The sequence below is a fragment of the Streptomyces griseorubiginosus genome (assembly GCF_001514195.1).
Classification (GTDB): Bacteria; Actinomycetota; Actinomycetes; order Streptomycetales; family Streptomycetaceae; genus Streptomyces; species Streptomyces griseorubiginosus.
Genome location: NZ_KQ948734.1, coordinates 479,707 through 504,959 on the forward strand (window position 1 = coordinate 479,707; position 25,253 = coordinate 504,959).

A 25,253-nucleotide genomic window follows, 5' to 3' on the forward strand; every position below is an offset into this window, starting at 1 on the left:
CCCCTGGCCCCTCCCCAGGGGCCGCTCAACTCATGACCGCCGCAGTGGATCACGCCCGGCGCGGGCACACAATCCCGTTTTTCAGCCTCCGTTTCCGCAACCACCCACGCGCCGGGTGCTGAGAGCGATGTCGTCCATACGGATGTCGTACGACGAGGGGGCCGGGTCGGCCTGGTAGAGCTGCCAGCCCAGCTTCAGCTTGTCGAAGGCCGGGAAGACGAAGTCGTCCGCGGTGCCCCCGTGCACCTTGGTGGAGACGGTCAGGTCGGACCGCCGCACGCCGTCTGAGTACACGGTGACGCGGTTGTCGCGGGCGTCCAGATGGAACTCGACGCACTGCCACGTCCCGGCGACCGCGGGCGAGGAGGTCTTCCAGGAGGTCCAGTCCCCGGTCGGCCCGAGATCGGACCCGACGCCCCAGAAGTTCCCGTTGTCGGTCGGCGCGTACTGCCCCCCGAGCGGCCGCACCAGCGTGGGCGAGTCCGCTCCCGACGCCTCGGCGACGGTCCAGTGGGCCCAGTCGGGCGCGGTGGGAAACCCGTCGACCCGCAGCCGCACGCGCCCCCAGAAGCTGTTGCCGGGAGGCGAGAGCTTGTCGAACACAAGAAAGGCCAGACCGTTCCCCTCCGTACGAATCCGAAGCTCCCGCCCATGCCCCGCCCCACCGGGAACGACGGTCAAGGTCCCGCCGGCCGTATCGCCGACCCAGTCGCGCCCCTGGCTGACGGGCCCGAGGGGCAGCCGGTCGAAGTTCTCCCGGGCCAGAGTCACGTGCGTGTCGGGGGTCGCGGAGGCAGTGGGGGGTATCACGAGGAGTACCGCGGCGGCGCACAGCGCGGCGGCGGATTTTCTCTTGAGTGCCATGGCGTCAGTCTGGTGTCTTGATCGCGGGGGAGGGGTCGGAATGACCGTGTCCATGCCGAAGGTCTTCTTCGCCGATGTGCGCGAGGCGTACACGGAACTCGCGGAGAGGCTGGGCCTGGAGGGGCCGGTCGAGACCGAACAGGTGCTGCCCGTCTCGACCTATACGCGAGGGGCCGTCGGGTACCGGATCTACCTGGACATGTCGGAAGGCGGATCTTTGCGCACCGCCGCAGGCCTTCGGACGCCGGACATCTGGTTCACGGTGGGGATCGAGAAACTCGCCATCGCCGCGGGCGTCGTCGACAAGCGCGGCACCGTCTCCTACAGCGCCCGCAACCTCAAGCAGATGAAGAAGTCCCTGGTGGGGCAACGGGCCTTCGTCGAGCCCCTGCATCCGCTGCTCTGCGATGACCCGGAGTCGGCTGTCCGACTGCTGCGCAAGGCCGGGGCCCGGGAATGGAGCCTGAGACCGGAGGAATGAGGAAGGGCCCCGCCCCGGTGCAGACCGGGGAACGGGGCCCAACTCGCCGTAGCAGAAAGGCGATCAGAAGCGGCGCGTGATCAGTGCCCTCTTCACTTCCTGGATCGCCTTCGTGACCTCGATGCCGCGCGGGCAGGCGTCCGTGCAGTTGAAGGTCGTGCGGCAGCGCCAGACGCCGTCGCGGTCGTTGAGGATCTCCAGGCGCTGCTCGCCCGCCTCGTCACGGCTGTCGAAGATGAAGCGGTGGGCGTTCACGATCGCCGCCGGGCCGAAGTACTGGCCGTCGTTCCAGAAGACCGGGCACGAGGAGGTGCAGGCCGCGCAGAGGATGCACTTCGTGGTGTCGTCGAAGCGCTCGCGGTCCTCGGCCGTCTGGAGACGCTCGCGCGTCGGCTCGTTGGTGTCCTTCGTGATCAGGAAGGGCATCACGTCGCGGTACGCCTGGAAGAACGGCTCCATGTCGACCACGAGGTCCTTCAGGACCGTCAGGCCCTTGATGGGCTCGACCGTGATCGGCTTCTCGGGGTTGATGTCCTTGATCAGCGTCTTGCAGGCCAGACGGTTCTTGCCGTTGATCCGCATCGCGTCCGAGCCGCAGATGCCGTGGGCACAGGAGCGGCGGAAGGTCAGCGAGCCGTCCAGGTCCCACTTGATCTTGTGGAGGGCGTCCAGGACGCGCTCCTTCGGGTCGATCTCCAGCTGGAAGTCTTCCCAGACCGCCTCCGCCGAGACCTCGGCGTTGAACCGGCGCACCCGGATGGTGACCGTGATGTACGGGGAGTCGGCGAAACCGGGCTCGGGCTCGCCGGCCGCGTCCTTCTTGTCCAGAACAGGGGTTGCCATCAGTACTTACGCTCCATCGGCTGGTAGCGGGTCTGGACGACCGGCTTGTAGTCGAGACGGATCGACTCGGCTCCGTCGTCGCCCACCTCGCGGTACGCCATGGTGTGGCGCATGAAGTTGACGTCGTCGCGGTTCGGGTAGTCCTCGCGGTAGTGACCGCCGCGGGACTCCTTGCGGGCCAGCGCGGAGACCGCCATGACCTCGGCGAGGTCCAGCAGGTTGCCGAGCTCGATGGCCTCCAGCAGGTCCGTGTTGAAACGACGGCCCTTGTCCTGGATCGCCACGTTCTTGTAGCGCTCACGCAGCTCGGCGATCTTCTCGACCGCCGTCTTGATCGTCTGCTCGGTGCGGAACACCATCACGTTGGCGTCCATGGTCTCCTGGAGCTCGCGGCGCAGGACCGCCACGCGCTCGGTGCCGGTCGAGTTGCGCAGCGCCTCGACCTGCCCGACGACCAGCGAAGCCGGGTCCTCCGGCAGCTCGACGAAGTCCGCCTTCTGGCTGTACTCCGCCGCCGCGATACCGGCACGGCGGCCGAACACGTTGATGTCCAGCAGCGAGTTCGTGCCCAGACGGTTCGCACCGTGCACCGAGACGCACGCGACCTCGCCGGCCGCGTACAGGCCCGGGACGACGGTGGTGTTGTCCGCCAGGACCTCACCCTCGACGTTCGTCGGGATGCCGCCCATGGCGTAGTGCGCGGTGGGCTGGATCGGGATCGGGTCCGTGTACGGCTCGATACCGAGGTAGGTGCGCGCGAACTCCGTGATGTCCGGGAGCTTGGCGTCCAGCTGCTCCGGCGGGAGGTGCGTGAGGTCGAGGTAGACGTGGTCGCCCTCGGGACCGCAGCCGCGGCCCTCACGGATCTCCGTGTAGATGGAGCGGGACACGACGTCACGGGACGCGAGGTCCTTCATGACCGGCGCGTACTTCTCCATGAAGCGCTCGCCGTCCTTGTTGCGGAGGATGCCGCCCTCACCGCGGGCGCCCTCCGTCAGCAGGATGCCCATGCGCCAGATGCCGGTCGGGTGGAACTGGAAGAACTCCATGTCCTCCAGCGGCAGCCCGCGACGGTAGACGGCGGCCTGGCCGTCACCGGTCAGCGTGTGCGCGTTCGACGTCACCTTGAAGAACTTGCCGCAGCCGCCGGACGCGTAGATCACGGCCTTCGCCTGGAAGACGTGGATCTCGCCGGTCGCCAGCTCGTACGCCACCACACCGGCCGACTTCTTGACGCCGTCGACCTCGGTGATCAGCTGGTCCAGGACGTAGAACTCGTTGAAGAACTCCACGCCCTCCTTCACGCAGTTCTGGTACAGCGTCTGGAGGATCATGTGGCCGGTGCGGTCGGCCGCGTAGCAGGACCGGCGGACCGGGGCCTCGCCGTGGTTGCGGCTGTGACCGCCGAAGCGGCGCTGGTCGATCGTGCCGTTCGGGGTGCGGTTGAACGGCAGGCCCATCTTCTCCAGGTCGAGGACCGAGTCGATGGCCTCCTTCGCCAGGATCTCGGCGGCGTCCTGGTCGACCAGGTAGTCACCGCCCTTGACCGTGTCGAAGGTGTGCCACTCCCAGTTGTCCTCCTCCACGTTGGCCAGCGCGGCGGCCATGCCGCCCTGCGCGGCGCCCGTGTGGGAGCGGGTGGGGTAGAGCTTCGTCAGCACGGCGGTACGGCTGCGCTTCGTCGACTCGATCGCGGCGCGCATGCCGGCGCCGCCGGCGCCGACGATGACGGTGTCGTACTTGTGGATCTTCATCAGGAATTCCTCAGCCCCGTGCCTAGCGGATGTTCGGGTCGAAGGTGAAGATCACCAGCGTGCCCAGCAGGATGGTGAACACCGTCGCCGTGTAGAGCAGGCCCTTGAGCCACAGCCGGGTGTTGGCGCGCTCCGCGTAGTCGTTGATGATCGTGCGCAGGCCGTTGGCGCCGTGCAGCATCGCGAGCCACAGCATCAGCAGGTCCCAGACCTGCCAGAACGGGGAGGCCCAACGGCCGGCCACGAACGCGAAGCCGATCTTCGAGACGCCGCCGTCCAGCACGAGCTGGATCAGCAGGTGCCCGATGACCAGGACGACCAGCACGATGCCGGACAGCCGCATGAACAGCCACGCGGCCATCTCGAAGTTGCCGCGGGTCGAGCGCGGGGTCTTCTTGGTGCGCTTGCGCGGAGCCTCGATCAGGGGCGCCGGGTTGTCGACGCCGTAACCGGAGGAGCCCTCGACGGGGCCGATGCCGGAAGCGGTGGTTTCAGTGGTCGCCATCGGTATCAGCTCCCGAACAGTTCACGAGCGGCGTGGCCGAGGACGGGGTAGATCGCCCCGATCATGAGGACGACCCACAGGCCCACCACGGACCAGAGCATCTGCTTCTGGTAGCGCGGGCCCTTCGACCAGAAGTCGACGGCGATGACGCGCAGGCCGTTGAGCGCGTGGAAGAGGATGGCGGCGACGAGGCCGTACTCCAGGCACGCGACGAGCGGGGTCTTGTACGTGGCTACGACCTTGTCGTAGTCCTCGGGCGAGACGCGGACGAGAGCGGTGTCCAGCACGTGAACGAACAGGAAGAAGAAGATGAGGACGCCGGTGACTCGGTGAGCCACCCAGGACCACATTCCTTCCCGGCCGCGGTACAGCGTTCCAGCCGGCACGGAAGTCCCTCCGGGAGCGGGGATTGGGGCCGCGCCGGCTTGGTCTGTCGGTCGGGCCCGGCCGGGTACGGTCCACCGGCCCCCAGCATGCTATCCAAGCGGTGGCTGAAGCCTTACGGGGGGCCTACCGGTGTGATCGAAGTGGCACGCAGATGGGGTAACCGGGCGGCTAATGAGGTGGTCTGGACTGTTGTGTGCCGGGTGCGGCGCCGTGGGGGCTTGTCGCGCCCACGCGGCGGTAGCCGCACATCGACTACAGCCCCGCGCCCCTTAGGGAAGACACCAGACGGCCTCTCGCGACGCGACGGAGCTCCTCCGCCGCCACCACCCGTTCCTCCTCCGGATCGTTTGTCAATCGTGACCGGATGCCTGCCAGGACGTGGTCCAGGGCCTCGTCGGCGGGCAGGCCGTCCAGGCAGATCACGAAGGCGTGGCCGAAGCGGGCCTCGTACGCGGCGTGGGCCGCGTCCATGGCCATGTGGGCCGGCGAGTAGGCACCCTCCGGGAGCAGCGGGAGCGTCTCGGCCGCGAGGGCCTCGGAGAGGTCCGCGGACGTCAGGTCGTACGCCGCCTCGTCGGAGGCCGCCAGGAGCGCCTCCACGGTCGGGTAGGGGCGGTGGGCCGCGATGCGCTCGGCCCAGCGGAGGCTGCGCAGGCAGTCCAGGAGGAGGCCCCGGGCCTCGGCGGCGGGGGCGATGTTGAAGGCGTCCAGAACCGTGGGCAGGGACGGTATGGCCACTCGGCCAGAAGTGTGTGTGGGCGTCACGTGTGTTTCGGCAGGGGAAGCTGTGAGCGGTGTGACGTCACGTTATCGAGTGTGGACATGACCTGTCCGACGGATGCCCGAATTTCACCCGCAAGGGAGAGTTTCGGAACGTGCGGTGGACGCGCCTTTTCTGCTGAGGCCCTAGCGTGGAGGGTGTGAGCCAGCACAGGAAGCGACCGGAGAAGCAGACGAGGCGGACGAGAGGGCTGATCACCGGAGCGGTCGCCGTGACCGTGGCGGCCGGGGTGGGCCTCGGGCTGTGGACGGGCCACGACGACAGCGCCCCCGCCGGGTCCGCGCAGGCGGAGACGCAGGCGGGAGCCGATCGGCACGCGCCGTCGCAGTCGGCGTCCGCCGCCGCGCCGAGGCAGAACCCGACGCCGAGTCCCACCCGCTCGTACGCGCTGTCCACCACCCCGCGCACCATCCCGGCCGTCCGCGCCCACACCCCGGCGCGCGGCCCCGGCTGGCGGCCCGCCGCCGGGCGGCGGGTGGTCGTGAACGACGCCGGCCTCGCCGACGAGGGGCGGCTCGTCGCCGGTGAGCTGGGGCTGACGTACGCCGGGAAGAAGGACGACGTGCGCGCCGGGGACGTACGACTGGCTCTCGACCACGGTGCCGGGGCGGCCCCGGAGTCGTACCGCATGACCGTGCGCGGCGGGCGGGTCGACATCAGCGGGCCGGACGACGCGGGCGTGTTCTACGGCACCCGCACGCTCAAGCAGGAGGTGCACGGGGGCGGTACGGCCCCGGAGGGCGTCGTACGGGACCAGCCGGCCAAGCCGGTGCGCGGGTTCTCCCTGGACATGGCCCGCAAGAGCTTCACGGCGGGCTGGATCGAGGACCGGGTCAGGGAGCTCGGCGATCTGAAGTACAACCGGCTCCAGCTGCACTTCTCCGACGACCAGGGATTCCGGATCGCGTCCGACTCGCACCCCGAGATCGTCTCCAAGCAGCACCTGACGAAGGCGCAGGTGCGGAAGATCGTCGCGCTCGCGGCGCAGCGGCACATCACCGTCGTACCGGAGATCGACTCGCCCGGGCACCTGGGCGCGGTCATCGCGGCCCACCCCGAGCTCCAGCTGCGCAGCGCGGCCGGGAACGCGCCGCAGGGGACCATCGACATCTCCAAGCCCGCGGCCGCCCAGATCGTCGACGACCTGCTCAAGGAGTACGCCGACCTGTTCCCCGGCTCCGACTGGCATCTCGGCGGGGACGAGTACCGGGCGCTGATGGTGTCGAACCCGGCGGCGACCTACCCCCAGCTCGCCGCCGCCGCCCAGAAGGCCTACGGGGCGGGCGGGACGGTCGCGGACCTGACGACGGGGTGGCTCAACGACCGCGCGGACACCGTCCGGGCCGCGGGCAAGACGCCGCTGGCCTGGAACGACGGCTTCTTCCGGGGTACGTCCGTGCGGCCCGCCGGCGACATCCGGGTCGCCTACTGGACGGGCAAGGAGATCGGCGCCCGGCAGCCGGTGGAGTACCTGAGCGCGGGACGCAAGGTCGTCAACTACAACGACGAGTTCCTCTACTACGTCCTCGGGCAGCCCAACAAGTTCTTCTATCCCAGGGGCCAGCGGATCTACGAGCAGTGGACCCCGCGGGTGGTGCGCGGCACGACGGCCGTCTCCTCGAAGTACGACGGCCAGATCCTCGGCGGGTACTTCGCGGTGTGGTGCGACTTCCCGAACGCGCAGACGCAGGACCAGGTCGCGGCCGGTGTCCGGATGCCGCTGCGGGCGACCGCCCAGAAGCTGTGGGATCCGCGCAAGCCCGCCCTGACCTGGACGCAGTTCAAGGCGCTGGGCGACCGGCTGGGTTGAGCGGCCCGCGATTCGTGGTGGACGTACGGGGCCGGCGGACCGTATGTTCCGCATGCCGCGCGTGAGGCTCTGGGGAGAACCTGCGCGGTCTGCCGCTCATCCACCGCTCGGCTCACTCGCGGCCCAGCTTGTGCAACACCTCGGGGGATCACCATGCTCTGCTCGCGCTGCCATCACTTCGAAGCGGAACCGGACGGTGTCCTGTGCACCGTGTGCGCCACGCCCGCCGGTTTCGCGGCCCCGCCCGGCGCCGGCACGCCCGGAGCGGGCACGCCGAAGGTCTGGCTGCGCTCGCCGGTCGGGCTCGGGTGGGCCACCGTGGCGCTCCTGGGCGTCGCCGCCGCCGTCGACCTCTTCGCCGTCGTCGCGGACTACCTGCGGTACGACGTCACCGGCGACCTCGCCGCGGGGGACAGCGGGGCCGCGGTGCTGGACCGGGCCGACACGTCGGACGTACTGACCGGGCTGGCGGCCGGCGCGCAGCTTGTCGTGCTGCTGGCCTGCGCCGTCGTCTTCGTGATCTGGCTCTGGCGGGTGCGGGTCAACGCCGAGGTGTTCGCCCCGGACGGGCACCGCCAGGCGCGCGGCTGGGTGATCGCGGGCTGGATCGTGCCGTTCGTGAGCCTGTGGTACCCGCGCCGGATCGTGCTCGACGTCTGGGACGCGAGCAGCGTGGGCGACCGGCCGAGGGGACATGCGCTGGTCAACGTCTGGTGGACGCTGTGGCTCCTGACGAACGTCGTCGGGCGGTTCCTCGCCAACCTGGCGGGGGAAGCCGAAACCTCCGCGGAGATCCACGACACCACGCGCCAGCTGCTGTTCGCGGACGCGCTCGACCTCGCCGCCGCCCTGGTCGCCGCCGCGATGGTGCTGCGACTGACCCGGATGCAGGACGAGAAGGCCCGGCGGGGGCCCACGGCGCCTGCCGCGGTCTGACGGAAGGCCGGGGGAGGGCCCACCGTGCCCGCCGCGGTCTGACGGAAGGCCCGGCGGGGACCCACGGTGGCCGCCGCGGTCTGACGGATCTGGTCCGCCCCCTGTGAACCGCCGTACGGATGTGGTGTATTCGGGCCCTAACCGTACCGAGCAGCCGGGGGGACCGGGGATGGGCTACTGGGGTTACTTCGTCGTGGGCCGCTCGGAGCGGCCGCTGGACGGACTGGACGCGCTGGTCGGAGTCGAGGGCCTGGTCCTGCGGGAGTCGGCGCCCGACGGATGGCAGGTCTGGGAGTACGCGAGCGGCGAGGGCGAGGTCGGAAACATGAACTCCCTCGCCCGGGAGACCGGTTCGCCCGCGCTGTTCGGTTACGTCATGGACAGCGCGTCGGTGGTGGTCGAGGCGGCGGGCCCGGAGAGCGGGGGCTGGACGACCTGTCTGGCCCGCGGCGCCATGGCCCGGTATCTCGGGACCGACGACTCCGACGACTCCGACGACTCCGACGACTCCGGCGACTCCCACAGGGACCGACTCGCCCTGGACGACTACTTCCTGGAGCCCGGGGACGCGGCCGCGCGGGCGGTCGCCTGGGCGGCGGAGGCGGGGCACGTGGTGGCCGAGGAACCGCTCCTTGACGTACTGACCTCCGAACCCGACCCGTTGGCCGAAAACCTCTTCTTCCGTATGCTCGACCGACTCGGTGTGGTGCCCCTGTGACACTCCCGGGCCATCGCACGCAGTAAGGGGAAGTGCGGGTTCCGTGAGGGAACGCCGCTCGCGAGGGAGGCGTGGATGAGTCTGGTGGAGCTGATCGGCCAGGCCGACGAGCGCGGGCTGGCGGCCAGCGGGTTGGCTTGTTTGGATCGCTGCGTACCGCTGCTCGGCGGCGACGACGAGGTGCTGCGCCCCCTGTGGGCCGCCCTCGCGACCGACAACGGCCGCCCCGAACAGTGGGCCGAACTTCTGGACCAGGCTCGCGGAAAGCTGGGCGAGGGAGGGGAGTTCGGGTCGGCGGCGGAGGCCGTCCCCGAGGGCGCCGGTGCGGACGAGGCCGTGTCACTGGCCCGGCGGATGTTGGAGGCCGCGCCGGCCGCGCGGTCCGGTGCCGAGCTGCGGGCATGGGCCGACGCCTGCTCGGTCGCCGCGCTGCGGATCCACCAACTGCTCGACCCCCTGAAGGACACCGCCGGCTCGCTCGACGAGCGCCGCGAGGGCCGTACGGAGGGCATGTCGCCCCTCGTCGCCGCCGAACTCCGGCGTCAGATCACCGTCCTGGAACTCCTCGCCGGCCACGGCCCGGCCGGCGTGCGTCCCGCCCTGGAGGTGTCCACGGAGGGCCGCCGGGTACTGCGCGCGGTGGTGTCACGGAGGAGCCGGCGGAAGGGGTGAAGGGACGGAGGGGGGCGGAGAGGGCCGGGAGAGCGGCGAGGCGAGCGCCGGGGCGAGCGCCCTCACGGGAGCAGCCACTTGACGACCGCGTCCCCGTACCGGGCCGTCTGACCGTAGAACGCCGTCAGGTCCCGGTGCGCCGCCGCGAACACCCCCCGCGCCTCCCGCTCGGCACCCGCCCCGCCGTACCTCGGCAGCAACTCCTCGCGGGCGAGCCGCCACAGGGCCTCGAAGTCGGCGGCCCCCAGGTATGACGAGACCTGGTGCGTCCTGGCCGCGGTCAGCAGGAGGAAGGGCGGCTTGTCGTGGTCGGCGGGGTAGACCGGCAGCCCGCCCAGGACCACCTCGGCGCCGGTGTAGAGGAGTTCGTGGTCCAGATAGGACTTGTCCAGCACCTCCTCACGGTGGCGGCCGATGCGTTCGCGTACGGCGTCCCAGTCGTCCTCGAACAGCCGTTGCAACCAGTTGGCGCTGTTGCGCAGGGCCGAGGGCGGCACCGCGCGGAGATGGAAGTAGTCACTCATCAGAGACAGGAGCGCACGGAGGCACCGAAGCGTCACTCCGGCGTCAACCTCGGGAGCGAAAGGGTCCTGTGACCGTCCGAAGGGCGTTGCGGTGAAGGTGCGTCGGTCCTGCGCCGATGTCGCCGAAGCCCCCCGGATCGTGTGACGCGCGGCCCCTTCGGAGCGCTGTCACCCGTGTGACGACTGATGTGACCGCTCATGCGACAGCCCGTTCGACCGCCGACGTGCACACCCACCGGGCCCACCGGCCCGCCGCCGCGGCCAGACCCGTGCGCTGGGCGGCCGACGCGGTGTCCGCCCTGCGTGAGGGTGCCCGGGTCCGGCTCGACTACTCCGCGCAGAGCCTGTGGCGGGTCGACCGGCTCATCGAGGAGATACGCCGGGAGGGGGCGCCGTACGCCGCCGTCGAGACCGTGCTGCGCGGGTTCGGCGCCTACGCCGGTGAGGTCGTGGTCCGTCAGACCGGCGCCGAGTGGTGGACGACCGGCGGCGAGTACTGGGTCCGCACGCCCGACGGCCGCCTCTGGGACCCGGTGGACGAGGCCCGCCGCTGTTTCGTCGGCGACGGCTCACTGCGGCTGCTGTGCCGGGACGCCACGGGTGCCGTACGGCGATGACCACGCCGATCGCCGTCGCCGTCCGGTGAACGACGGCCACGCCGATCCATCCCTGTCGGCGCCGGTGAACGCGGAACGGGCGCCCACTCCCCGAGATGCGGGGGAGTGGGCGCCCGAGCCGGTGAACCGGGTGCCGCGGACGGCTGCTTGTGGACTGCTACTTGACGTAGACCAGGCCGTCCGTGGTGATCGTCGGGCGGCCGCTGGTGCCGACGACCACGATCTTGATCTTGTGCTGGGCGCTGCTCGACCAGGACTTGGTCCAGATCGCCTGGCGGTACTTCGTGGTCGAGGACTTCAGGTCCACGGTCGCGACCTTGGTGCCGTCCACGTAGACGTACGCCTGTCCCGAGGTGGACGCCCGCGAGACCACCCACGCGGCGGACCGGCCGGTGAACGTCCAGGTCAGGCTCGCGTTCTTGGTGCCGCTGGAGTACGACTTCCCGCCGAGGTAGCTGGACGACGAACGGGAGGTCCAGGTACCGGACTTCGTGGCCGAGGTCTCCTGGAGGATCATCGGCGTGAAGGCGGGCGACGAGGTGCGGGTGTTGCCCGCGATGTCGTACGCCGTCATCGACCAGGTGCTCGCCGCACCGGACTTGGCGGTGCGGTTGGAGCTGGTGATGGTCGGGCCGAAGGTGGCCGTCGTCGGGGACGTCAGGCTGACCTGCTTCAGCGCCTGCGCGTCGGTGGCCTTCCAGCCGAGGGTGACCGGGACGGCCGCGGTCTCGACCGTGCCGGTGCGCAGGGTGATCTTCGGGGTGGTGGCGAAGACCGGGGCGGTGGTGTCCGCGACGACCGTCAGCGCGGTGGTCGTTGACTTCTCGTCGGTCTTGCCGGACTGGTGCACCGCCCGCACCGCGACCTTGTGGCTGCCCGCTGCCAGGGTCGTGTTCGCGGACGAGGCCGTGCCCGGGACCGTCGTGACGACGTTGCCGTCGACCAGCAGCTCGAACTTCGAGATCAGCGAACCCGGTGTGGTCGTCGACCACTTCACGGTGATCGCGCCCTTGGTCCAGTACGTCGAGCCGGACAGGGTCGCGCCGGTCAGCGAGGTGACCTTCAGGCCCTGCACCGGGCCGGCCGCCCAGGCGCGGATGGTCGGCAGCTGGCCGTAGAGGCTGTTGCCGGGGCACTCGGTGGCGTAGCCGTCGCGGTGGCCGGAGATCGCGCTGAAGGGGTAGGAGGTGCCGGACGTGAAGCTCGTACCGGCGAGGTTCTTCTGGGTGGCGCCCGCCTTCAGCTGGACCGTCGAGGCGGGGTCGACGCCGTACTGGCCGAGCTTCCAGGCCGCGATCCGGGCGACCGAGGTGAGGGCGGCGTTCGAGGCGCCCGCGGCGGTGTACTCGCCGATGACCGCGATGCCGGCGGACTCACGGTTCCAGCCGTAGGTGTGGGCACCCAGGACCGGCTGGTCGACGCCCCCCTTGCGGCCCTCGAAGATCGTGCCGCACTTGTCGACCAGGAAGTTGTAGCCGAGGTCGTTCCAGCCGTTGCCGTTGGGGGCCGGGGCGGTGTGGTACGCGTAGATGGCCCGCACGATCGACGCCGACTCGGCGCAGGTGTAGTCGTTCGACCCGGCCGTGTGATGGACGAAGACGGCCTTCACGTCTGTGTTGTACTCCGACGGGTCCGGGCTCAGCGACTCGTCGGCGCCCCAGTCGGCGCGCGAGACGATCGGCGGCTCGGGGACGTTGGATGCCGGGCCGGCGGGCGTGGTGGCCGTAGGCGACGGGGCCGAGGGGCTCGGGGTCACGTCCTCCGCGTAGGCCGCCGGCTCGGTCGCGGCGTCGGCTTCGGCGGCGGTCACGCCCGGGTCGACCAGGTTGACCCTGAGACCCGAGGGCAGTCCGGCGCTGGTGGTGCCGTCCTCGTGGACGACCTGGACCTCGACACCGTCCGAGGGGCCCACCCACAGCGGCTCGGACGCGCCGCGCGCCCCGGCCCGCTCGTCGGCGTCCTCCACCGGGTCCGCGTCCGTCTCCAGGTCCTGCCAGGACGTCCACGTGCCCGTGTCGACGCTGCGGGTGCGCACCTGCGCCTTGCCGTCGAGCTTCTTGGTCGCCCCCGTCCAGGAGATACCGAGCAGCGAGAACTGCTTGGTCTCGGTGCGCGGCAGCTCGCGCTCGCCGGTCTCGGGAGCCTTCAGCCCCAGGTTGTAGACCTTCACCGGTCGCTCGGCCGGACCCCCCGCGCCGTCGGTCGACGGACTGGCGACGGCGTAGCCGGCGATGCCGCCGCCTCCCAGAACCACCGCACCGAGCGTCAGCCACGCCCGTCGCTTCATGCTGAGCGGTCTGTACGCACGCCTGTTACGACGACTCACTACCTACCCCACCCCTTGGACTTCCCGGAGTTCCCCTGAACCCGGACACAGAAGTGCCACCTGTCGCACAGGTGGCACTCACACAGCGTCCCAACGATCTCAGACGTCACAGTAGTTGCCCACCGCAACCTCCGGGACCGCTGCGCGACTGTGACACTTCCGTGCGGGCGGACGCTGTTGACCATGGGAGACATGGGCAAGGGCGAGCCCGCAGAACGTGTGGAATCGCCACGAACCGGTACGGACAGGAAAGTTCTTGGGCCAGGGAGGGGAACCCCGCCGCGCGCAGGCGTACGACGGGGAACTGGGCGCGGCCGTCGCGCGGGCCCAGGAGGGCGACGAGGCCGCGTTCGCGGTCGCCTACCGGTTGGTGCAGCCCGGACTGCTCGGATATCTGCGCGGGCTGGTCGGCGACGACGCCGAGGACGTGGCGTCCGACGCCTGGCTGGAGATCGCCCGGGACCTCGGGCGGTTCCGGGGCGACGGGGCCGGGTTCCGCGGCTGGAGCGCGACCATCGCCCGGCACCGGGCCCTGGACCATCTGCGCCGGCAGAAGGTACGGCCCCGGTCGTCCGCGCTGGAGCAGGACATGCTGGACCTGCCCGGCCCGCACAGCACCCACGACCAGGCGCTGGAGTCCCTCTCCACCGAGTACGCCCTCGACCTGGTCCGGGCACTTCCGCGCGACCAGGCCGAGGCGGTCCTGCTCCGGGTCGTCGTCGGCCTCGACGGCCCGGCCGCCGCCCGCGTCCTCGGCAAGCGCCCCGGCGCGGTGCGCACCGCGGCCTACCGGGGCCTGAAGCGGCTGGCGCAGCTGGTCGGCGCCGAGAGTGTGACGGATGAACGCCCCCGGACGCTGGGGGAGTCGACATGACAGGCGAGCACGGCACGGCGGACGGGAACGGACACGGCATGGGTGACGAGCGGCCGTACGGCGAGACGTCGCCCGCGCCCGAGCCGTCGTACGGGAACGCCGCGTTTCCGGCGAAGGGGGCCCAGGGCGAGGCCGTCTTCCTGCCGAGGGGAGCACACGGTGATGCCGCCTTCGAGCCGAAGGTGTCGTACGACCATGGCCGGCTCGAGGCGGTGCTCGGGGCGGCGCTTCTCGGCGCGAAGGAGGACGGCGAGGCCGAGCGGCGGGCCGTCGACGCCTTCCGGGTGGCCCGGGACACCGGGGCGCACCGGGCGCGGACCCGGCGACGGGACGACTGGCGGCCCCGTCCGCAGCGGCGGTGGGGACGGTCGTGGAAGGCGACGCTCTCCGTCCTGCTCGCGAGTCTCACCCTCGGCGGTGTCGCCTACGCGGCGATCGGCGCGGGTGGCCACGGCCCGGCCAAGGGTGCGGCGCGCGACGAGGGCGTACGTCCGAGCGTCACCACCAGCGCCCCGGCCCCGTCGCCGACCGCCCCCCGGTCCTCGGCGCCCGCCCCCGCCGACCGTCCGGCCACCGCGAAGGACACCCTGGCCCACTGCCGGGCGTACGAGAAGCTCCGGGGCCGCGGCAGGGCGCTGAACTCGACGGCGTACCGGCGGCTCGTCGCGGCGGCCGGTGGCGAGGACAACGTCAGCGCCTACTGCGCCGCGCTGACGGAACTGGCGACGGATGCCGCGGACGTGAAGCCGGGTAAGCGGAAGGGGCAGGCGACCGCCGGGTCGAACGCGGACAAGAACAAGTCCAAGAAGCACTGACGACGGCGGTTGCCGAGCAGCTTCGCCTCCAGCCAGTGAAAGGGGCGCTCATGCACTGAGTGTCCGGCCGCGCACCGCCTCCCGCAGCTCCGTCACGAACCGCCGCCCCACGGGCAGGAGTTCGCCGCTTTCGAGGAGCGTGCCGGCGGCGGTCTCGGTGTGCTCCCGCCAGGTGGCGTACTCGCGTCGAGCACGCTCGCCCCCCGTTCCGGCAGCGAGTTCGGTGCGCCAGAAGTCCGTCACGCCCAGATGCGCGTACGTGCCTTGGAGGAGCGCTCCGGCGGGCCGGAGATCGGGCCGCCACGGAGCGTGGTACCGGGCGCTCGTCGGAGGGCCGTGCAGGGGCAACAGGTCGATTAGGGCGCCGAGTTGGACGTGCAGGAATTCGTGCACGAGGGTCAGTGCGAGCAGCACCGGGTCGTCGGGGAGGGACGCGGCGATGGCGCCGAAAGCGCGGCGGGCCGCTGAACTGACCTCGGTGCCGTCCGGGTTGGGGAGCAGCGGAACCAGCGTGCTCAGACCGGCGGCGATGGCCTCCGCGTGCCAAGGGTGCCGGCGCACGAGCACGGTCCAGGCGGCACCCAGGGCCTGCGTCCACTCCTCAGTCTGCTCCGCGGTGAGCGGTGCGGCGAGTTCGTGACCGTGCGCCTCACGGAAGGGGCCCTGGTCGGCGAGCCGCAGGTCCAGTTCCCTGCCGTCACAGTCGGCCGTGACGCGCTGCCATGCCCGCCGGCCAGGGTCCGCCGTCACCTGCTCCAACCACCTCAGGTCGGCGGGCAGCCCCTGCTCCAGCGCGGTGAGGGTCCGGGTCAGCCCCTCGTCCAGGTAGGGATACAGCATGACCTCGCGCCAAGCGGCGCGGTCCCGCCGGTTCAGTTCGAGGAGGCCGCGGTAGGCCGCTTCGGCGGTGCGCTCCTCAGACAGGCCCTCGGCGGTCTGCCGCAGGGCCCGCAGCATCAGCATGCGCTTGCTGAGCTGTCCACCCCGGAGCAGGTTCACGGCCGTCACGCCGCCTCGGCCCCGGGCCAGAGCTTCGAAGACGGGGGCCGGCACGGTGTGCTGGACCAGCGCCTGACCAGGGCCCGGTGCGCCACCTCGCCGATCCGTCGCCGTACTCATCGGGAGGCCTTCCCCTGGGGTGCCGTCAGTTCGGCCACGTCCCGGCGCAGCCGGGCACCGATGTGGTCGACCAGAACAGCCAGGTCCGCGCAGTACACGGAGGGCGCCGAGAAGACCGGGGCGGCCCCGGGGAAGTACCGGTGGGCGTACAGGCCCCCACCGCAGACACGGGACCGGACGCAGGAGCGGCAGACCGGACCGAGCCCGGTGAACCCGCGCTGCCTGGCCCGGAACGCCGGATGCGCGGCGGCGTCGGCGAAGGTGTCGCGGGACACGTGCAACCCGGTCTCGGGTGCCCCCGGGTAGCTCACCTTCAATGAGTCGGCCTGTTCGATCGCCCCGTCGGTCTCCACGACGACGAGGTCGACGGGGGCCAGCCCGACCATCTCGCTGCGCGCGGTGCCGCCGAGCAGCAGTGCCATGATCTCCTCGAACAGCCGGATGCCGGTCTCCCGGCGAGGGGCGCCGTACCAGCGGTCGAAGACCGCGCACAGCCAGTCGGCGTACGGGGTGGGTCGCGTACCGGTGCCCGGTGCGGGCGGCGCCGACGGTGGAGTCGTCCGGGTGGCGAGGCCGGGCGGCGGGGACTGCCAGGTCGCGTGCGGAAGCAGGAGGTCCAGCCGCGGAGGGTTGAAGTCCAGGAGCGCGTTGTACGTCTCCAGCGGATCGGTGGTGGGATCGACCACGCACAACAAGCCGGCGAACAGGTGCTGGTGAGCCGGGTCCGTCAGCAGTTCCAGTGCTCGGGCGGTGGCGGCATGACTGCCCTGTCCGTCGGCCCGTCGCCGGTGCCGGTCGTGTGCGGCCGGGGTGCCGTCCAGGCTCACCCCGATCCGTACTCCGTGACGATCGAGGACGGGGAGCAGCCCGGGGTCCTCGGCGAGCCGGATCCCGTTGGTCTGCATCGTGAACCGAGGTGCGGCGACCCCTGCCAAAGTCTCTGTCACCATCCCGAGGAGGTCCTCCAGGCGGTGTGCGCCGACCAGAAGCGGCTCACCGCCATGGAGCACCACGTGCACCTCGGACAGGCCTTGTTCCCCGGCGTGTTCGGCCATCAGCCGTGCGGCCCGGCGCACCGTTTCCGGAGCCATGATCCTCGGTCGTTGCCGCCAACTCTGGTCGGCGGCCTCGTACATGTAGCAGTAGGTGCACGCCAGGTTGCACCTGCTGTGGATCTTCAGCAGGAACTGCCGGAAGGGCACGGACTGTTGCCCGGCGTTCGGTGCGACGGGCGGAGCGCTGGTGGCGGACATCGGCTTCGATCGCTCTGGTATGGCGGCGGAGGAAAGAGGCCATCATAGGTATCCCATGAGTGCGAGTGACTCCTGGGGCGGATGACGTCAACTGATTAGGTAGTGGGCGGTTCGATGTCCGAATCGAGCCGATTTCCGGACAGTATCGTCCGGGTCGTGGGATGGTCCTCGCCCAGCTTCTCCCGGGCCCTTCGCGCAGCCTCCGCCACCAGCTGCTCCGCCTCCTCGGTCTGCCCGAGCGCGCCCAGGCTCAGCCCCAGGTTGGAGGTGATGCTGATGGTGTCGTAGTGGTCGGCTCCCAGGATGTCGAGGAAGTACCGGCGCGCCCGCCGGTCCCACCCGGACGCCTCTTCCACATCGCCGGACAGGATGAGGTCGTTCGCGTGATTGACCATGCAACTGAGGCTGTACGGGTGACTTTCCCCGACGATCCGCATCATTTTGTGGAGAGCCTCGTGGGACAACTCGCGTGCGGAGTCCGGACTGCCGGTCAACCGCCGGTACACCGAGAGGTTGGTCGAACAGCCAAGGGTGACGGGATGTTCCGCGCCCAGGTAGGTGCTGTAGCGGTCCCTCGCCCGTTCGGACAGCTGCCGTGCCCGCTCCGGCTCGCCGAGCGCCGCCAGGTCACAGGCGAGACCGACGGCCGCGGCGAGGGTGTCCGCGTGTTCCGTGCCGTGCGCCTCGACGTAGCGGGAGTGGATGTCCTCGTCGATCTTTCGTGCCTGTTCGTAGTCGCCGGCCCGGCGCAGTGCCACGGCGAGGTTGCGGCGGATGCGCAGCGTCTCCGTGTGGGTGTCGCCGAGGGTCTGCTCCAGTAACTGGACGGTCGTGCGCAGAAGTTCCAGGGCATCCCGCAGATTGCCCGTCTCGCGCAGGTCCCGGGCGTAGTTACTGCCGAACTGCAGGGAGTAGAAGTTGTCCCGGCCGCGAGCCTCGGTCTGCTGTCGGTAGGCGTGTTCATGGAGGGTCAGGGCTGCCCGGCGATCACCCGCGAGGTACTCCGACATACCGAGGTTGTTGGTGTACATGAGGGTGCGTGGGTGGTCGTCACCCAGTGTCCGCAGGGCTCCGTCTAGGGTCTGACGGTCGAGTTCCCGTGCTTCCAGGTAGCGGCCCAGCGCGCGCAGGTCGGCGGCCACGTTCCCGGCGGCCGCGAGCGTGTGCGCGTAGTCCGGGCCCTTGGTGCGTTGGAACCGCTCGAAGGTGTCGAGGTCGGTCTCGTACGCCTTCCCCAGTTGCCCCTTCGAGCGCAGGACGTTGCCGAGCTGGATGCGCAGCATCAGGGTCTGCGGGTCGTCGGGGTGTCCGATGCCGCACGCCTCCCAGCGTTTCAGTGTGCGTTCCGCGAGTTCCTGCGCGTCGGTGTGCAGCCCCCGCTTCCACAGGTAGCGCACGGAATCGGTGACCCATTTGCGCACCTCGGGGTCCGGGCTCTCTGCGGCCAGGCTGGGCCGCAGATGGGGCAGGAGCTCTGCATAGCGGTCCCAGTCGCCGGGGACGTCGGGGTCGCCCGGGGCGGCGTCCACCAGGGCAGCGTGCACCACATCGCGCGCCTGCAGTTTGCGCTCGTCGTCGACCTGTTCGCTGATGACCGCCTGGACCAGCCGGTGCACCGTGAGGGTCTCGCTGCTTTGGTCGCTCTTGGCGAGGCCGAACCGGTTGATCGCCCGTACGAGTTGGGCGACGGCCATCTCGTCGCGTGGTTCACCCGTGGGCAGCGTCAGCGCCTTGGTGACGGCCTTGCTGTAGAGAAGCCGCAAGGGGATGGGATCAGGGCCGAAGAAGGAGCAGATCTCCAGCATCTCGGCCGCCGCCTGGTTGACCCTGCGTAGTTCGTCCAGGGCCAGCCGCCAGGTCGCCGCGGCGGAGTGGGGATAGTCCCGCGTCGGCAGCTGGGTGCTCTGCAACACCTCGGTGAGGCGGTCCTTGAGCAGGGCCAGATAGGTGGCCACCGGCATGCTGCTCTCGCTCAGCCAGACCGCTGCCTGGGCAACGGCCAGCGGCAGGTCGCCCAGTTCCCTGGCCACCGCCTCGGCGTCGGAGGCCGTGAGCCCGGTGTTGAGGCGGTGCAGCAGGTCCGTGCTCTCCTGACGCTGGAACACTTCGACCTCGACCAGCCCCGCGTCGTTCACCCAGGTCCGGTCCCGGGAGCTGAGCAGGACGTGTCCGCCGGGCGGCCCGGTCGGGATGAACTCTGCCAGTTGTTCGGGACGTCCTGCGTTGTCATACACCAGGAGCCAGCGGTCGAAGGGCTCACCACGGCGCAGTGCCCTCAGTACCGACTCCGCCGTGCTCGTCATGTCCTCGCCGACCTCAAGGCCGAGGCGCGGCGCGAGATCGGCCAGGGCCGGACGGATCAGACCGGGCTGTGCGGCGGTGACCCACCAAACTACGTCATATGCTGCTTTAAACCTATGTGCATATTCCTGTGCGATTTGCGTCTTTCCTACACCTCCCAGCCCGTAGAGGACCTGCGTCGTGCTGCCGGAGGTGAAGCCGTTGCGCAGGCTCTCCAACAGAAAGCCCCTGCCCGTGAAGGAGACGTTCCTGGAAGGGACGCGCTGCACCGTTGGGGACGTACCGGGGAACGGCGGTGCGGGCGTGCCGGTGGCCGGCAAGACAGTGCCCGGAACGCGGGTGCGACGGACCGGGCCCACGACGGAGAGCAGATGGGCTTCCGCCTCCTCGGGAGTGCAGTGGGTGAGGTCGGCGGCGAACCGCCCCCTGAAGGGGTCCCGGGCCGTGGTCTCGAACTCCTGGACGCGTACCGCCAGCAGCGACCCGTCGGCGCTCTCCTGGCCTCTCAGCTGGGTCCAGATGTCCCGGGCGCGCCGCTGCACCATGTACTCGGGGGAGAGCAGGGCCAGCAGCCTGCCCCGTCCCTTCACCACGGGGGCGACCTCGGGCAGCGTCCCGGTGCTCGGTTCGGCGGTGCTGTGCAGCGAGACCTGATACCCGGCGCCTTCCATGCGGGCCGCGACCCATTCGGCCCACATGCGGTCGGCCGGAGCGTAGCTGACGTGGATGCGCGGCCATGACGTCCGGGGGTCGAGGTACGCGGCGCGCATCACCAGCCGGTCCTCCTCCGGGTGGGGGACGAGGGACCGCACCCGGCCGTCGGTGATCCACCCGGTGAGCCGCTCGAAGGCCGCCAGCAGGTTGCCGGGCTGGGCGGGCCGGTCTCGGACCGTGGCGGGGATCTCGGCGTACGCGTAGTACTTCTTGTAGGGGATCTCGACCTCTCCCCAGTACTGGTCGTGCTCCGAGTCCTCCAGCCACGACAGGAACGGTCCGAACTCGGCACGGGCCAGGTCCCGGCCCCATTCGAGCAGTTCCTGCTCCCCGTCCTCGACGCGCATGGGAACGGGGAGGATACGCACCGGATGGCGCACCTCCGCTGCCACGGACTGTGCGACGTCCAGGCCGCCCTCGATGCTCTGGTGGTTCAGGACGAAGCCGTCGACCAGGACGTCCGGCATCAGCGTCGTACAGATCCCCGAGATGTCGCTGACGCCCGTGCGGCTGTCGATGAGGACGTAGTCGTACGAGGCCTTCATCTCCTCCCGAAGCACCTGGAGGAAGGAGCCGCCGCCCAGACGCTCGTAGAACGCGCGCCAGTTGAAACTGGTGACGTCCGCGGAGTACGAGGGGGACATCCGTCCCGCGGGCAGGAAGTCGAGCCGGCCGCCCGCCGGGAACCGCAGGTCAAGGCCGGTGGTGCGAGGGCCCAGGCGGGCGTGGGAACGAAGCTCGTCCTCGCTCATGACGGTGGTCCCGGCACCGGGTTCCAGCGGCCCGGGGCGCATGACCTGTCCGACGAAGGAGTTCACCATGTTGATAAGGCCGTCGGTGTCCCGCAGCTTCGGATCGAGGAGGAAGGGGCGCAGATAGCGGTGCAGTCCGGGAGCTTCCAGGTCCCAGTCGACCAGCAGCACCCGCTTGCCGTTGCTAGCCATGATCCAACCGACGTTGACCAGGGCCATCGTGCGGCCGGTGCCACCTTTGTAGGAGTAGAAGGTGACGATCCGGCCGGTTTCCTGAGCCTGGGCCTCAGTGCTCATTGTCCTGATCCTTCTGCAGGTGCGAACGGACCCTCCGGCTCGGTCGGGTCGTCGGCACGGGACGGAGGGGGATACGGGACGCTGAGTCCCGGCATGGGCGGTGCCGACGGTCCGGCGGGCAGCCGGCGCGGGACGGCCTTCTCCATGAGGCGGTTCTGTGCCACGACCACCATGCGGGCCAGCCGGTCCTCGAACCGTTGGCGTTCGACCTGGACCTGGAACAACGGGTCGTAGGGGTCGTTGCGTCGCATCCAGTTGCGTCTGAAGACCTGCTGGAGGTCGGCCCACAGCTTCTCGTCACCGGATTCCTCGTCCGTCTCATGACAAGGGACGAGCACTCCGGTGACGGGGTGGTTCTCTCGGTCGTAGTCGGACAGCGCAGTGCGGTACCGGCCCTCCCTGGCGGCCCACGCGTCGACCAGCAGCACGGAGGTCTGGTTGTTGTACATGGCCTCCTCGAGCTTCTCGCCGAGACCACCGTCGACGACCTCAAGGGTGCTCGTGCACCCCTCGTCGATAATCACGCGTTGAGCTCGGTAGGCCACGGTGGGATGGACCGGAGGGTGGTACGGGGTCCAGTCGAGCGGTGAGGGCCCGTAGTACTCGCGCCGCTGCCGGCCTTCAGGCAGGGGGTCGGTGACACCGGCGGCGATGAAGACCCGGACGTGACCCGTGGTCCGGCTGCCCGGTCCCGCGGGCTCCCGTCCCTCGAAGGGGCTGCGCACAGTGCCCAGGTCGAGACCCTGCGCACGAGGCAACCGGAAGAGATCGGCCACGTGCTGCACCCTCTTCGCCACGAGCTCCAGGACGGCACGGTAGGCCCGGCCCCCCGGGGCGGAACGCAGCAGCCCCATCAGGCCCTGCTCCAGGTACTCCTGGCCCATCGCCGGTTCGAAGTACTGATACCTGCTGATCTCCGGCGGCATCGCCTGGTGCAGGGGGACCCACAGGATCGGTATGAGGGCTGGCACCTCGATGTCCGTCTGCTCGCGGTACTTCAGCACCCGGGATTCGAAGGCGGCCCACTCCTTGCCGCAGTACAGGCTGTTGACGTACGCAGGGGAACACAGGGCCACCATGGCCCGGCAGTGCCCGATCTCGCTGCCGAGCGTGCTCTCCCAGTCCATGCCCAGGCCGATGCGCTCGACATCGAGAAACGGCTGCTGACCACTGACGTCCGCGCCCAGACGAGCCAGTTCCTCGACCAGGTCGTCGTAGAAACGGCCCACGAACGCGCTTCCACGGTCGTCCCGGCGCGCGTAGCTGAGGAAAAAGTACGGCTCTCGCTCCAAAGCACCCCCCGGCTGCCGTATGCGGCCGCAGGCGTCTCACCGCGCCTTGAGCCGGGATACGTGCGTGGCAACGTGATACCCCGATCGGCCGGGGCTCAACTCACAGTGGCAGGACGGATCGTACTTGGCCGAAAGGTGGCGCGGAGGTGCTGTCGGCGTTCAGAGAAGGGCCGAGGTGAACGCGGCGCAGCTCTCGCCCGACGGGAACCGCACATCGTAGAGCACCCGGGCCAGAGCGGTGTCCGGCAGGTTCTCCAGTGCGTCCATGGACAGGTCGGTGATGTCCACCAGGTCCGAGACGTACTCGGAGTCGCTCTCTGTCAGCACCTGCAGTGCCTTTCTACCTCGCACGTGCCACGCCAGGGCAGCGGGCGACGGGACAGAGCCTAGTGGCAGAGCGGCTCTATAGCGCACCAGGGGAAGCCAGGAGTCGGAACGACATCCCCCGCGGAGACGGCCGAGGCCGCCACCCCCCACAGGAGAGGCCCCGGCCGTCGCGCGGCACGGGCCGCGCGGCGGCCCGTACTCTCTACAGCGCCGCGGGTGCGGTTTGTGTCACACCCCGCCCCGGATCACGAGGTCGTTGCTTTTTGTACGGACATGGACGAGCAGCGGTTTCAGGTCGTAACGTGCCTTTCGCGCCGGGCGCGGATGTTGAATGATCAAACGTGACTCTCGAACGATCACCACCACCCTCGACGGCTCGAAGCGACGACCATCGATCGCGACCACGTATTGAGGACTCACGGGTGCTGGGGGACGACGCGGAGCTGACCGCCGCGGTGCGTGCGGCGCAGGACGGGGACGAGACCGCGTTCCGTACTGTGTACCGCACCGTGCACCCGCGGCTGCTCGGATACGTCCGGACACTGGTCGGCGATCCGGACGCCGAGGACGTGGCCTCCGAGGCCTGGCTCCAGATAGCCCGTGACCTGGACCGCTTCGACGGCGACGCGGACCGCTTCCGCGGCTGGGCCGCCCGGATAGCCCGCAACCGCGCCCTGGACCACATACGGATGCGCGGCCGACGCCCCGCCATCGGCGGCGACGAGACCGAACTGACCGGCAAGCCCGCCGAGTCGGACACCGCGGGTGAGGCCATCGAGGCGCTCGCCACCGGCACCACCCTCTCGCTCATCGCCCGGCTGCCCCAGGACCAGGCCGAGGCCGTGGTGCTGCGGGTGGTGGTCGGCCTGGACGCCAAGACCGCCGCCGAGACCCTGGGCAAGCGTCCGGGCGCCGTACGGACCGCCGCGCACCGGGGTCTGAAACGGCTCGCCGAACTCCTCGACGCGGATCCGGAATCCCCCGGCGCGCTCGATGCCCTGCCGCCCCAGCGAGAACCGCGGGACCGTGCGGTGACGTCCGCGACTGTGACGCATATGCGCCCGCGGACGCAGAAGGACATGTGATGGCCGACGAGAGCTACAGGTGGCTGGACCTCGAGACAGCGGAGCGTTTGCTGCGCGGCGAGTCACTGGAAGCTGTCGACGAGACCACCCGCGACCAGGCCGAACTCCTCGCGCGGACCCTCGCCGCACTGACCGCGGAACCCCCGCCGACCAGCACCGAACTGCCCGGCGAGGAGGCCGCGTTGGCCGCCTTCCGCAAGGCGCGCGCTGACCGTGCGGACGGCTGGGAGAGCCCTGCCGTGCTCAGCCGGCCCCAGGGCGGAGGCGATCCCGCCGACCCCCTCGACGCCGGTCTCGTACGCATCGGCGCCCCCGGCCCGAAGGCCGCGCCTCCCCGCCGGCGCCGCCCCGCGCACTTCGGACTGGCCGCCGTGCTGGCCGCCGGGGTGGTGGGCGGAGCCGCGGTCGTGGCCGGAACCGGAGCCCTGGCGCCGTCCGGCAACGACGAACCGGAGCCCGGCGCGTCGGTGTCCGCGGACGCCTCACCGACCCGTCCGCTCGGATCTCCTTCGCCCCGGTCCCCCGAGGTCTCGCCCTCGCCCGAGGGGTCCCCGTCCGGCGAGGCCGGTTCGCGCGACACCGCCCGCGGCAACACCGGCACGGCCCACGGCGACTGGAGATCCGCGCTCTCCTCCTGCCGTGACCTGAGCGACGGCAAGAAGCTGAACCCGCACCGCAAGCGCTCGCTGGAAGGCGCGGCGGGCGGCTCGCCGAGGGTGTGGACGTTCTGCAAGGGCGTCCTGTCCGAGGGCGGCCCCCACGCAGGCTCCGACGACCGCAAGGGCGGCGGCCGGGGCGGGCCCGGCGGCAAGGACGACGAGAAGAACGACAGCAAGAACGACAGCAAGAACGACAACGGGCACAACAACAAGCACGGCGGGAAGCACAGGAACGGCTGGGGCAAAGGCAACGGGAACGGGAACGGGAACGGCAACGGCAACGGACAGGGCGATCAGGACGGCGATCAGGACGGTCCGGACGACGGTCAGTTCATGGCACCCCACGGCGGCGCCACCCACCCCGCCTCCCTCTCCCCGACGCCCGGCCCGAGCGGGGAAACGATGTCACCGAGCCCCGGCCCGGACCCGGAGCCGAGCCCGTCGTACAGCGCGCTCTGACCCTGCCCAACCCGCTGACCTGCATCTTTCGCACCCGCCGCGGCCCCTGTCGCGGTGGGTGTGACGTTTTCGGACGCCGTGGCGCAGT

General features: G+C 70.4%; 24 protein-coding genes. 10 read left to right on the forward strand and 14 right to left on the reverse strand.

The genetic code is table 11. The annotated features are described in order from the left end of the window. Window positions 1-81: 81 nt before the first annotated feature. Window positions 82-864 carry a hypothetical protein gene (locus AQJ54_RS02205; RefSeq protein ID WP_062233319.1) on the reverse strand — a complete coding sequence of 261 codons (783 nt, stop codon included), beginning with the start codon at window positions 862-864 and terminating at the stop codon, window positions 82-84. A gap of 40 nt (window positions 865-904) precedes the next feature. Between AQJ54_RS02205 and AQJ54_RS02210 the strand changes: the two genes are divergently transcribed. Beyond that, window positions 905-1,345, forward strand: coding sequence for a hypothetical protein (locus AQJ54_RS02210; protein ID WP_062233322.1), 441 nt, complete (start codon window positions 905-907; stop codon window positions 1,343-1,345). Between the two features lie 63 nt (window positions 1,346-1,408). Here the strand turns inward: AQJ54_RS02210 and AQJ54_RS02215 are convergent, their stop codons facing one another. From AQJ54_RS02215 to AQJ54_RS02235, 5 genes are all read right to left on the reverse strand, one after another. Further along, entirely contained in the window at window positions 1,409-2,188 is a 780-nt protein-coding gene (locus tag AQJ54_RS02215; protein ID WP_030316959.1) for a succinate dehydrogenase iron-sulfur subunit, read from the reverse strand. Then, the gene (sdhA, locus tag AQJ54_RS02220; RefSeq protein ID WP_030316956.1) at window positions 2,188-3,942 is read right to left on the reverse strand and encodes a succinate dehydrogenase flavoprotein subunit; all 1,755 of its coding nucleotides are present in this window, start codon (window positions 3,940-3,942) and stop codon (window positions 2,188-2,190) included. The genes AQJ54_RS02215 and sdhA overlap by 1 nt, the downstream gene beginning before the upstream one ends. 22 nt (window positions 3,943-3,964) lie before the next feature. Further along, window positions 3,965-4,447 (reverse strand): succinate dehydrogenase hydrophobic membrane anchor subunit, encoded by a 483-nt coding sequence (locus AQJ54_RS02225; RefSeq protein WP_062023650.1) that lies wholly within the window; start codon window positions 4,445-4,447, stop codon window positions 3,965-3,967. A gap of 5 nt (window positions 4,448-4,452) precedes the next feature. Then, a complete protein-coding gene (gene sdhC / locus AQJ54_RS02230; RefSeq protein WP_007384241.1) occupies window positions 4,453-4,833 on the reverse strand; it encodes a succinate dehydrogenase, cytochrome b556 subunit in 381 nt (126 codons plus the stop codon). A gap of 253 nt (window positions 4,834-5,086) precedes the next feature. Further along, complete coding sequence (locus tag AQJ54_RS02235) at window positions 5,087-5,599, reverse strand: 2-oxo-4-hydroxy-4-carboxy-5-ureidoimidazoline decarboxylase (protein WP_062023651.1); 513 nt, start codon at window positions 5,597-5,599, stop codon at window positions 5,087-5,089. 155 nt (window positions 5,600-5,754) lie between these two features. Between AQJ54_RS02235 and AQJ54_RS02240 the strand changes: the two genes are divergently transcribed. From AQJ54_RS02240 to AQJ54_RS02255, 4 genes are all read left to right on the forward strand, one after another. After that, window positions 5,755-7,425: a beta-N-acetylhexosaminidase gene (locus tag AQJ54_RS02240; protein ID WP_062234835.1), complete on the forward strand. Its 1,671-nt coding sequence runs from the start codon at window positions 5,755-5,757 to the stop codon at window positions 7,423-7,425. Between the two features lie 153 nt (window positions 7,426-7,578). Next, a complete protein-coding gene (locus AQJ54_RS02245; RefSeq protein ID WP_062233325.1) occupies window positions 7,579-8,361 on the forward strand; it encodes a DUF4328 domain-containing protein in 783 nt (260 codons plus the stop codon). Window positions 8,362-8,530: 169 nt separating this feature from the next. Next, window positions 8,531-9,079 carry a hypothetical protein gene (locus AQJ54_RS02250; RefSeq protein ID WP_062233329.1) on the forward strand — a complete coding sequence of 183 codons (549 nt, stop codon included), beginning with the start codon at window positions 8,531-8,533 and terminating at the stop codon, window positions 9,077-9,079. A gap of 75 nt (window positions 9,080-9,154) precedes the next feature. Beyond that, on the forward strand, window positions 9,155-9,751 hold the full coding sequence (locus tag AQJ54_RS02255) for a hypothetical protein (protein WP_062233332.1): 597 nt from the start codon (window positions 9,155-9,157) through the stop codon (window positions 9,749-9,751). Between the two features lie 62 nt (window positions 9,752-9,813). Here the strand turns inward: AQJ54_RS02255 and AQJ54_RS02260 are convergent, their stop codons facing one another. Further along, a complete protein-coding gene (locus AQJ54_RS02260; protein WP_062233335.1) occupies window positions 9,814-10,275 on the reverse strand; it encodes a hypothetical protein in 462 nt (153 codons plus the stop codon). Between the two features lie 224 nt (window positions 10,276-10,499). Between AQJ54_RS02260 and AQJ54_RS02265 the strand changes: the two genes are divergently transcribed. Further along, window positions 10,500-10,892, forward strand: coding sequence for a hypothetical protein (locus AQJ54_RS02265; protein ID WP_174857053.1), 393 nt, complete (start codon window positions 10,500-10,502; stop codon window positions 10,890-10,892). A 157-nt stretch (window positions 10,893-11,049) separates the two neighbouring features. Here the strand turns inward: AQJ54_RS02265 and AQJ54_RS02270 are convergent, their stop codons facing one another. Continuing rightward, the gene (locus AQJ54_RS02270; protein ID WP_062233338.1) at window positions 11,050-13,179 is read right to left on the reverse strand and encodes a peptidoglycan recognition protein family protein; all 2,130 of its coding nucleotides are present in this window, start codon (window positions 13,177-13,179) and stop codon (window positions 11,050-11,052) included. 295 nt (window positions 13,180-13,474) lie between these two features. On the opposite strand from AQJ54_RS02270, the gene AQJ54_RS02275 reads away from it, so the two are divergent. Further along, window positions 13,475-14,092 carry an RNA polymerase sigma factor gene (locus AQJ54_RS02275; protein WP_030316936.1) on the forward strand — a complete coding sequence of 206 codons (618 nt, stop codon included), beginning with the start codon at window positions 13,475-13,477 and terminating at the stop codon, window positions 14,090-14,092. Then, on the forward strand, window positions 14,089-14,907 hold the full coding sequence (locus tag AQJ54_RS02280) for a hypothetical protein (protein ID WP_062233341.1): 819 nt from the start codon (window positions 14,089-14,091) through the stop codon (window positions 14,905-14,907). The genes AQJ54_RS02275 and AQJ54_RS02280 overlap by 4 nt, the downstream gene beginning before the upstream one ends. A gap of 48 nt (window positions 14,908-14,955) precedes the next feature. Here the strand turns inward: AQJ54_RS02280 and AQJ54_RS02285 are convergent, their stop codons facing one another. From AQJ54_RS02285 to AQJ54_RS45545, 6 genes are all read right to left on the reverse strand, one after another. Further along, complete coding sequence (locus AQJ54_RS02285; protein WP_062233344.1) at window positions 14,956-15,915, reverse strand: aKG-HExxH-type peptide beta-hydroxylase; 960 nt, start codon at window positions 15,913-15,915, stop codon at window positions 14,956-14,958. Window positions 15,916-16,022: 107 nt separating this feature from the next. Beyond that, window positions 16,023-17,279 (reverse strand): FxsB family cyclophane-forming radical SAM/SPASM peptide maturase, encoded by a 1,257-nt coding sequence (locus tag AQJ54_RS02290; protein ID WP_062233347.1) that lies wholly within the window; start codon window positions 17,277-17,279, stop codon window positions 16,023-16,025. Window positions 17,280-17,374: 95 nt separating this feature from the next. Further along, on the reverse strand, window positions 17,375-21,343 hold the full coding sequence (gene fxsT, locus AQJ54_RS02295; protein ID WP_062233350.1) for an FxSxx-COOH system tetratricopeptide repeat protein: 3,969 nt from the start codon (window positions 21,341-21,343) through the stop codon (window positions 17,375-17,377). After that, window positions 21,340-22,572 carry an FxsC protein gene (fsxC, locus tag AQJ54_RS02300; RefSeq protein ID WP_248845285.1) on the reverse strand — a complete coding sequence of 411 codons (1,233 nt, stop codon included), beginning with the start codon at window positions 22,570-22,572 and terminating at the stop codon, window positions 21,340-21,342. The genes fxsT and fsxC overlap by 4 nt, the downstream gene beginning before the upstream one ends. 222 nt (window positions 22,573-22,794) lie before the next feature. Beyond that, window positions 22,795-22,962, reverse strand: coding sequence for an FxSxx-COOH cyclophane-containing RiPP peptide (gene fxsA, locus AQJ54_RS46575; RefSeq protein ID WP_063806391.1), 168 nt, complete (start codon window positions 22,960-22,962; stop codon window positions 22,795-22,797). Between the two features lie 228 nt (window positions 22,963-23,190). Then, complete coding sequence (locus tag AQJ54_RS45545; protein WP_159055497.1) at window positions 23,191-23,367, reverse strand: hypothetical protein; 177 nt, start codon at window positions 23,365-23,367, stop codon at window positions 23,191-23,193. 17 nt (window positions 23,368-23,384) lie between these two features. On the opposite strand from AQJ54_RS45545, the gene AQJ54_RS02305 reads away from it, so the two are divergent. Then, window positions 23,385-24,047: an RNA polymerase sigma factor gene (locus tag AQJ54_RS02305; protein ID WP_062023668.1), complete on the forward strand. Its 663-nt coding sequence runs from the start codon at window positions 23,385-23,387 to the stop codon at window positions 24,045-24,047. Then, complete coding sequence (locus AQJ54_RS02310) at window positions 24,047-25,165, forward strand: hypothetical protein (RefSeq protein WP_062233356.1); 1,119 nt, start codon at window positions 24,047-24,049, stop codon at window positions 25,163-25,165. Before AQJ54_RS02305 ends, AQJ54_RS02310 begins: the two co-directional genes overlap by 1 nt. The last annotated feature ends 88 nt before the right edge of the window (window positions 25,166-25,253 follow it).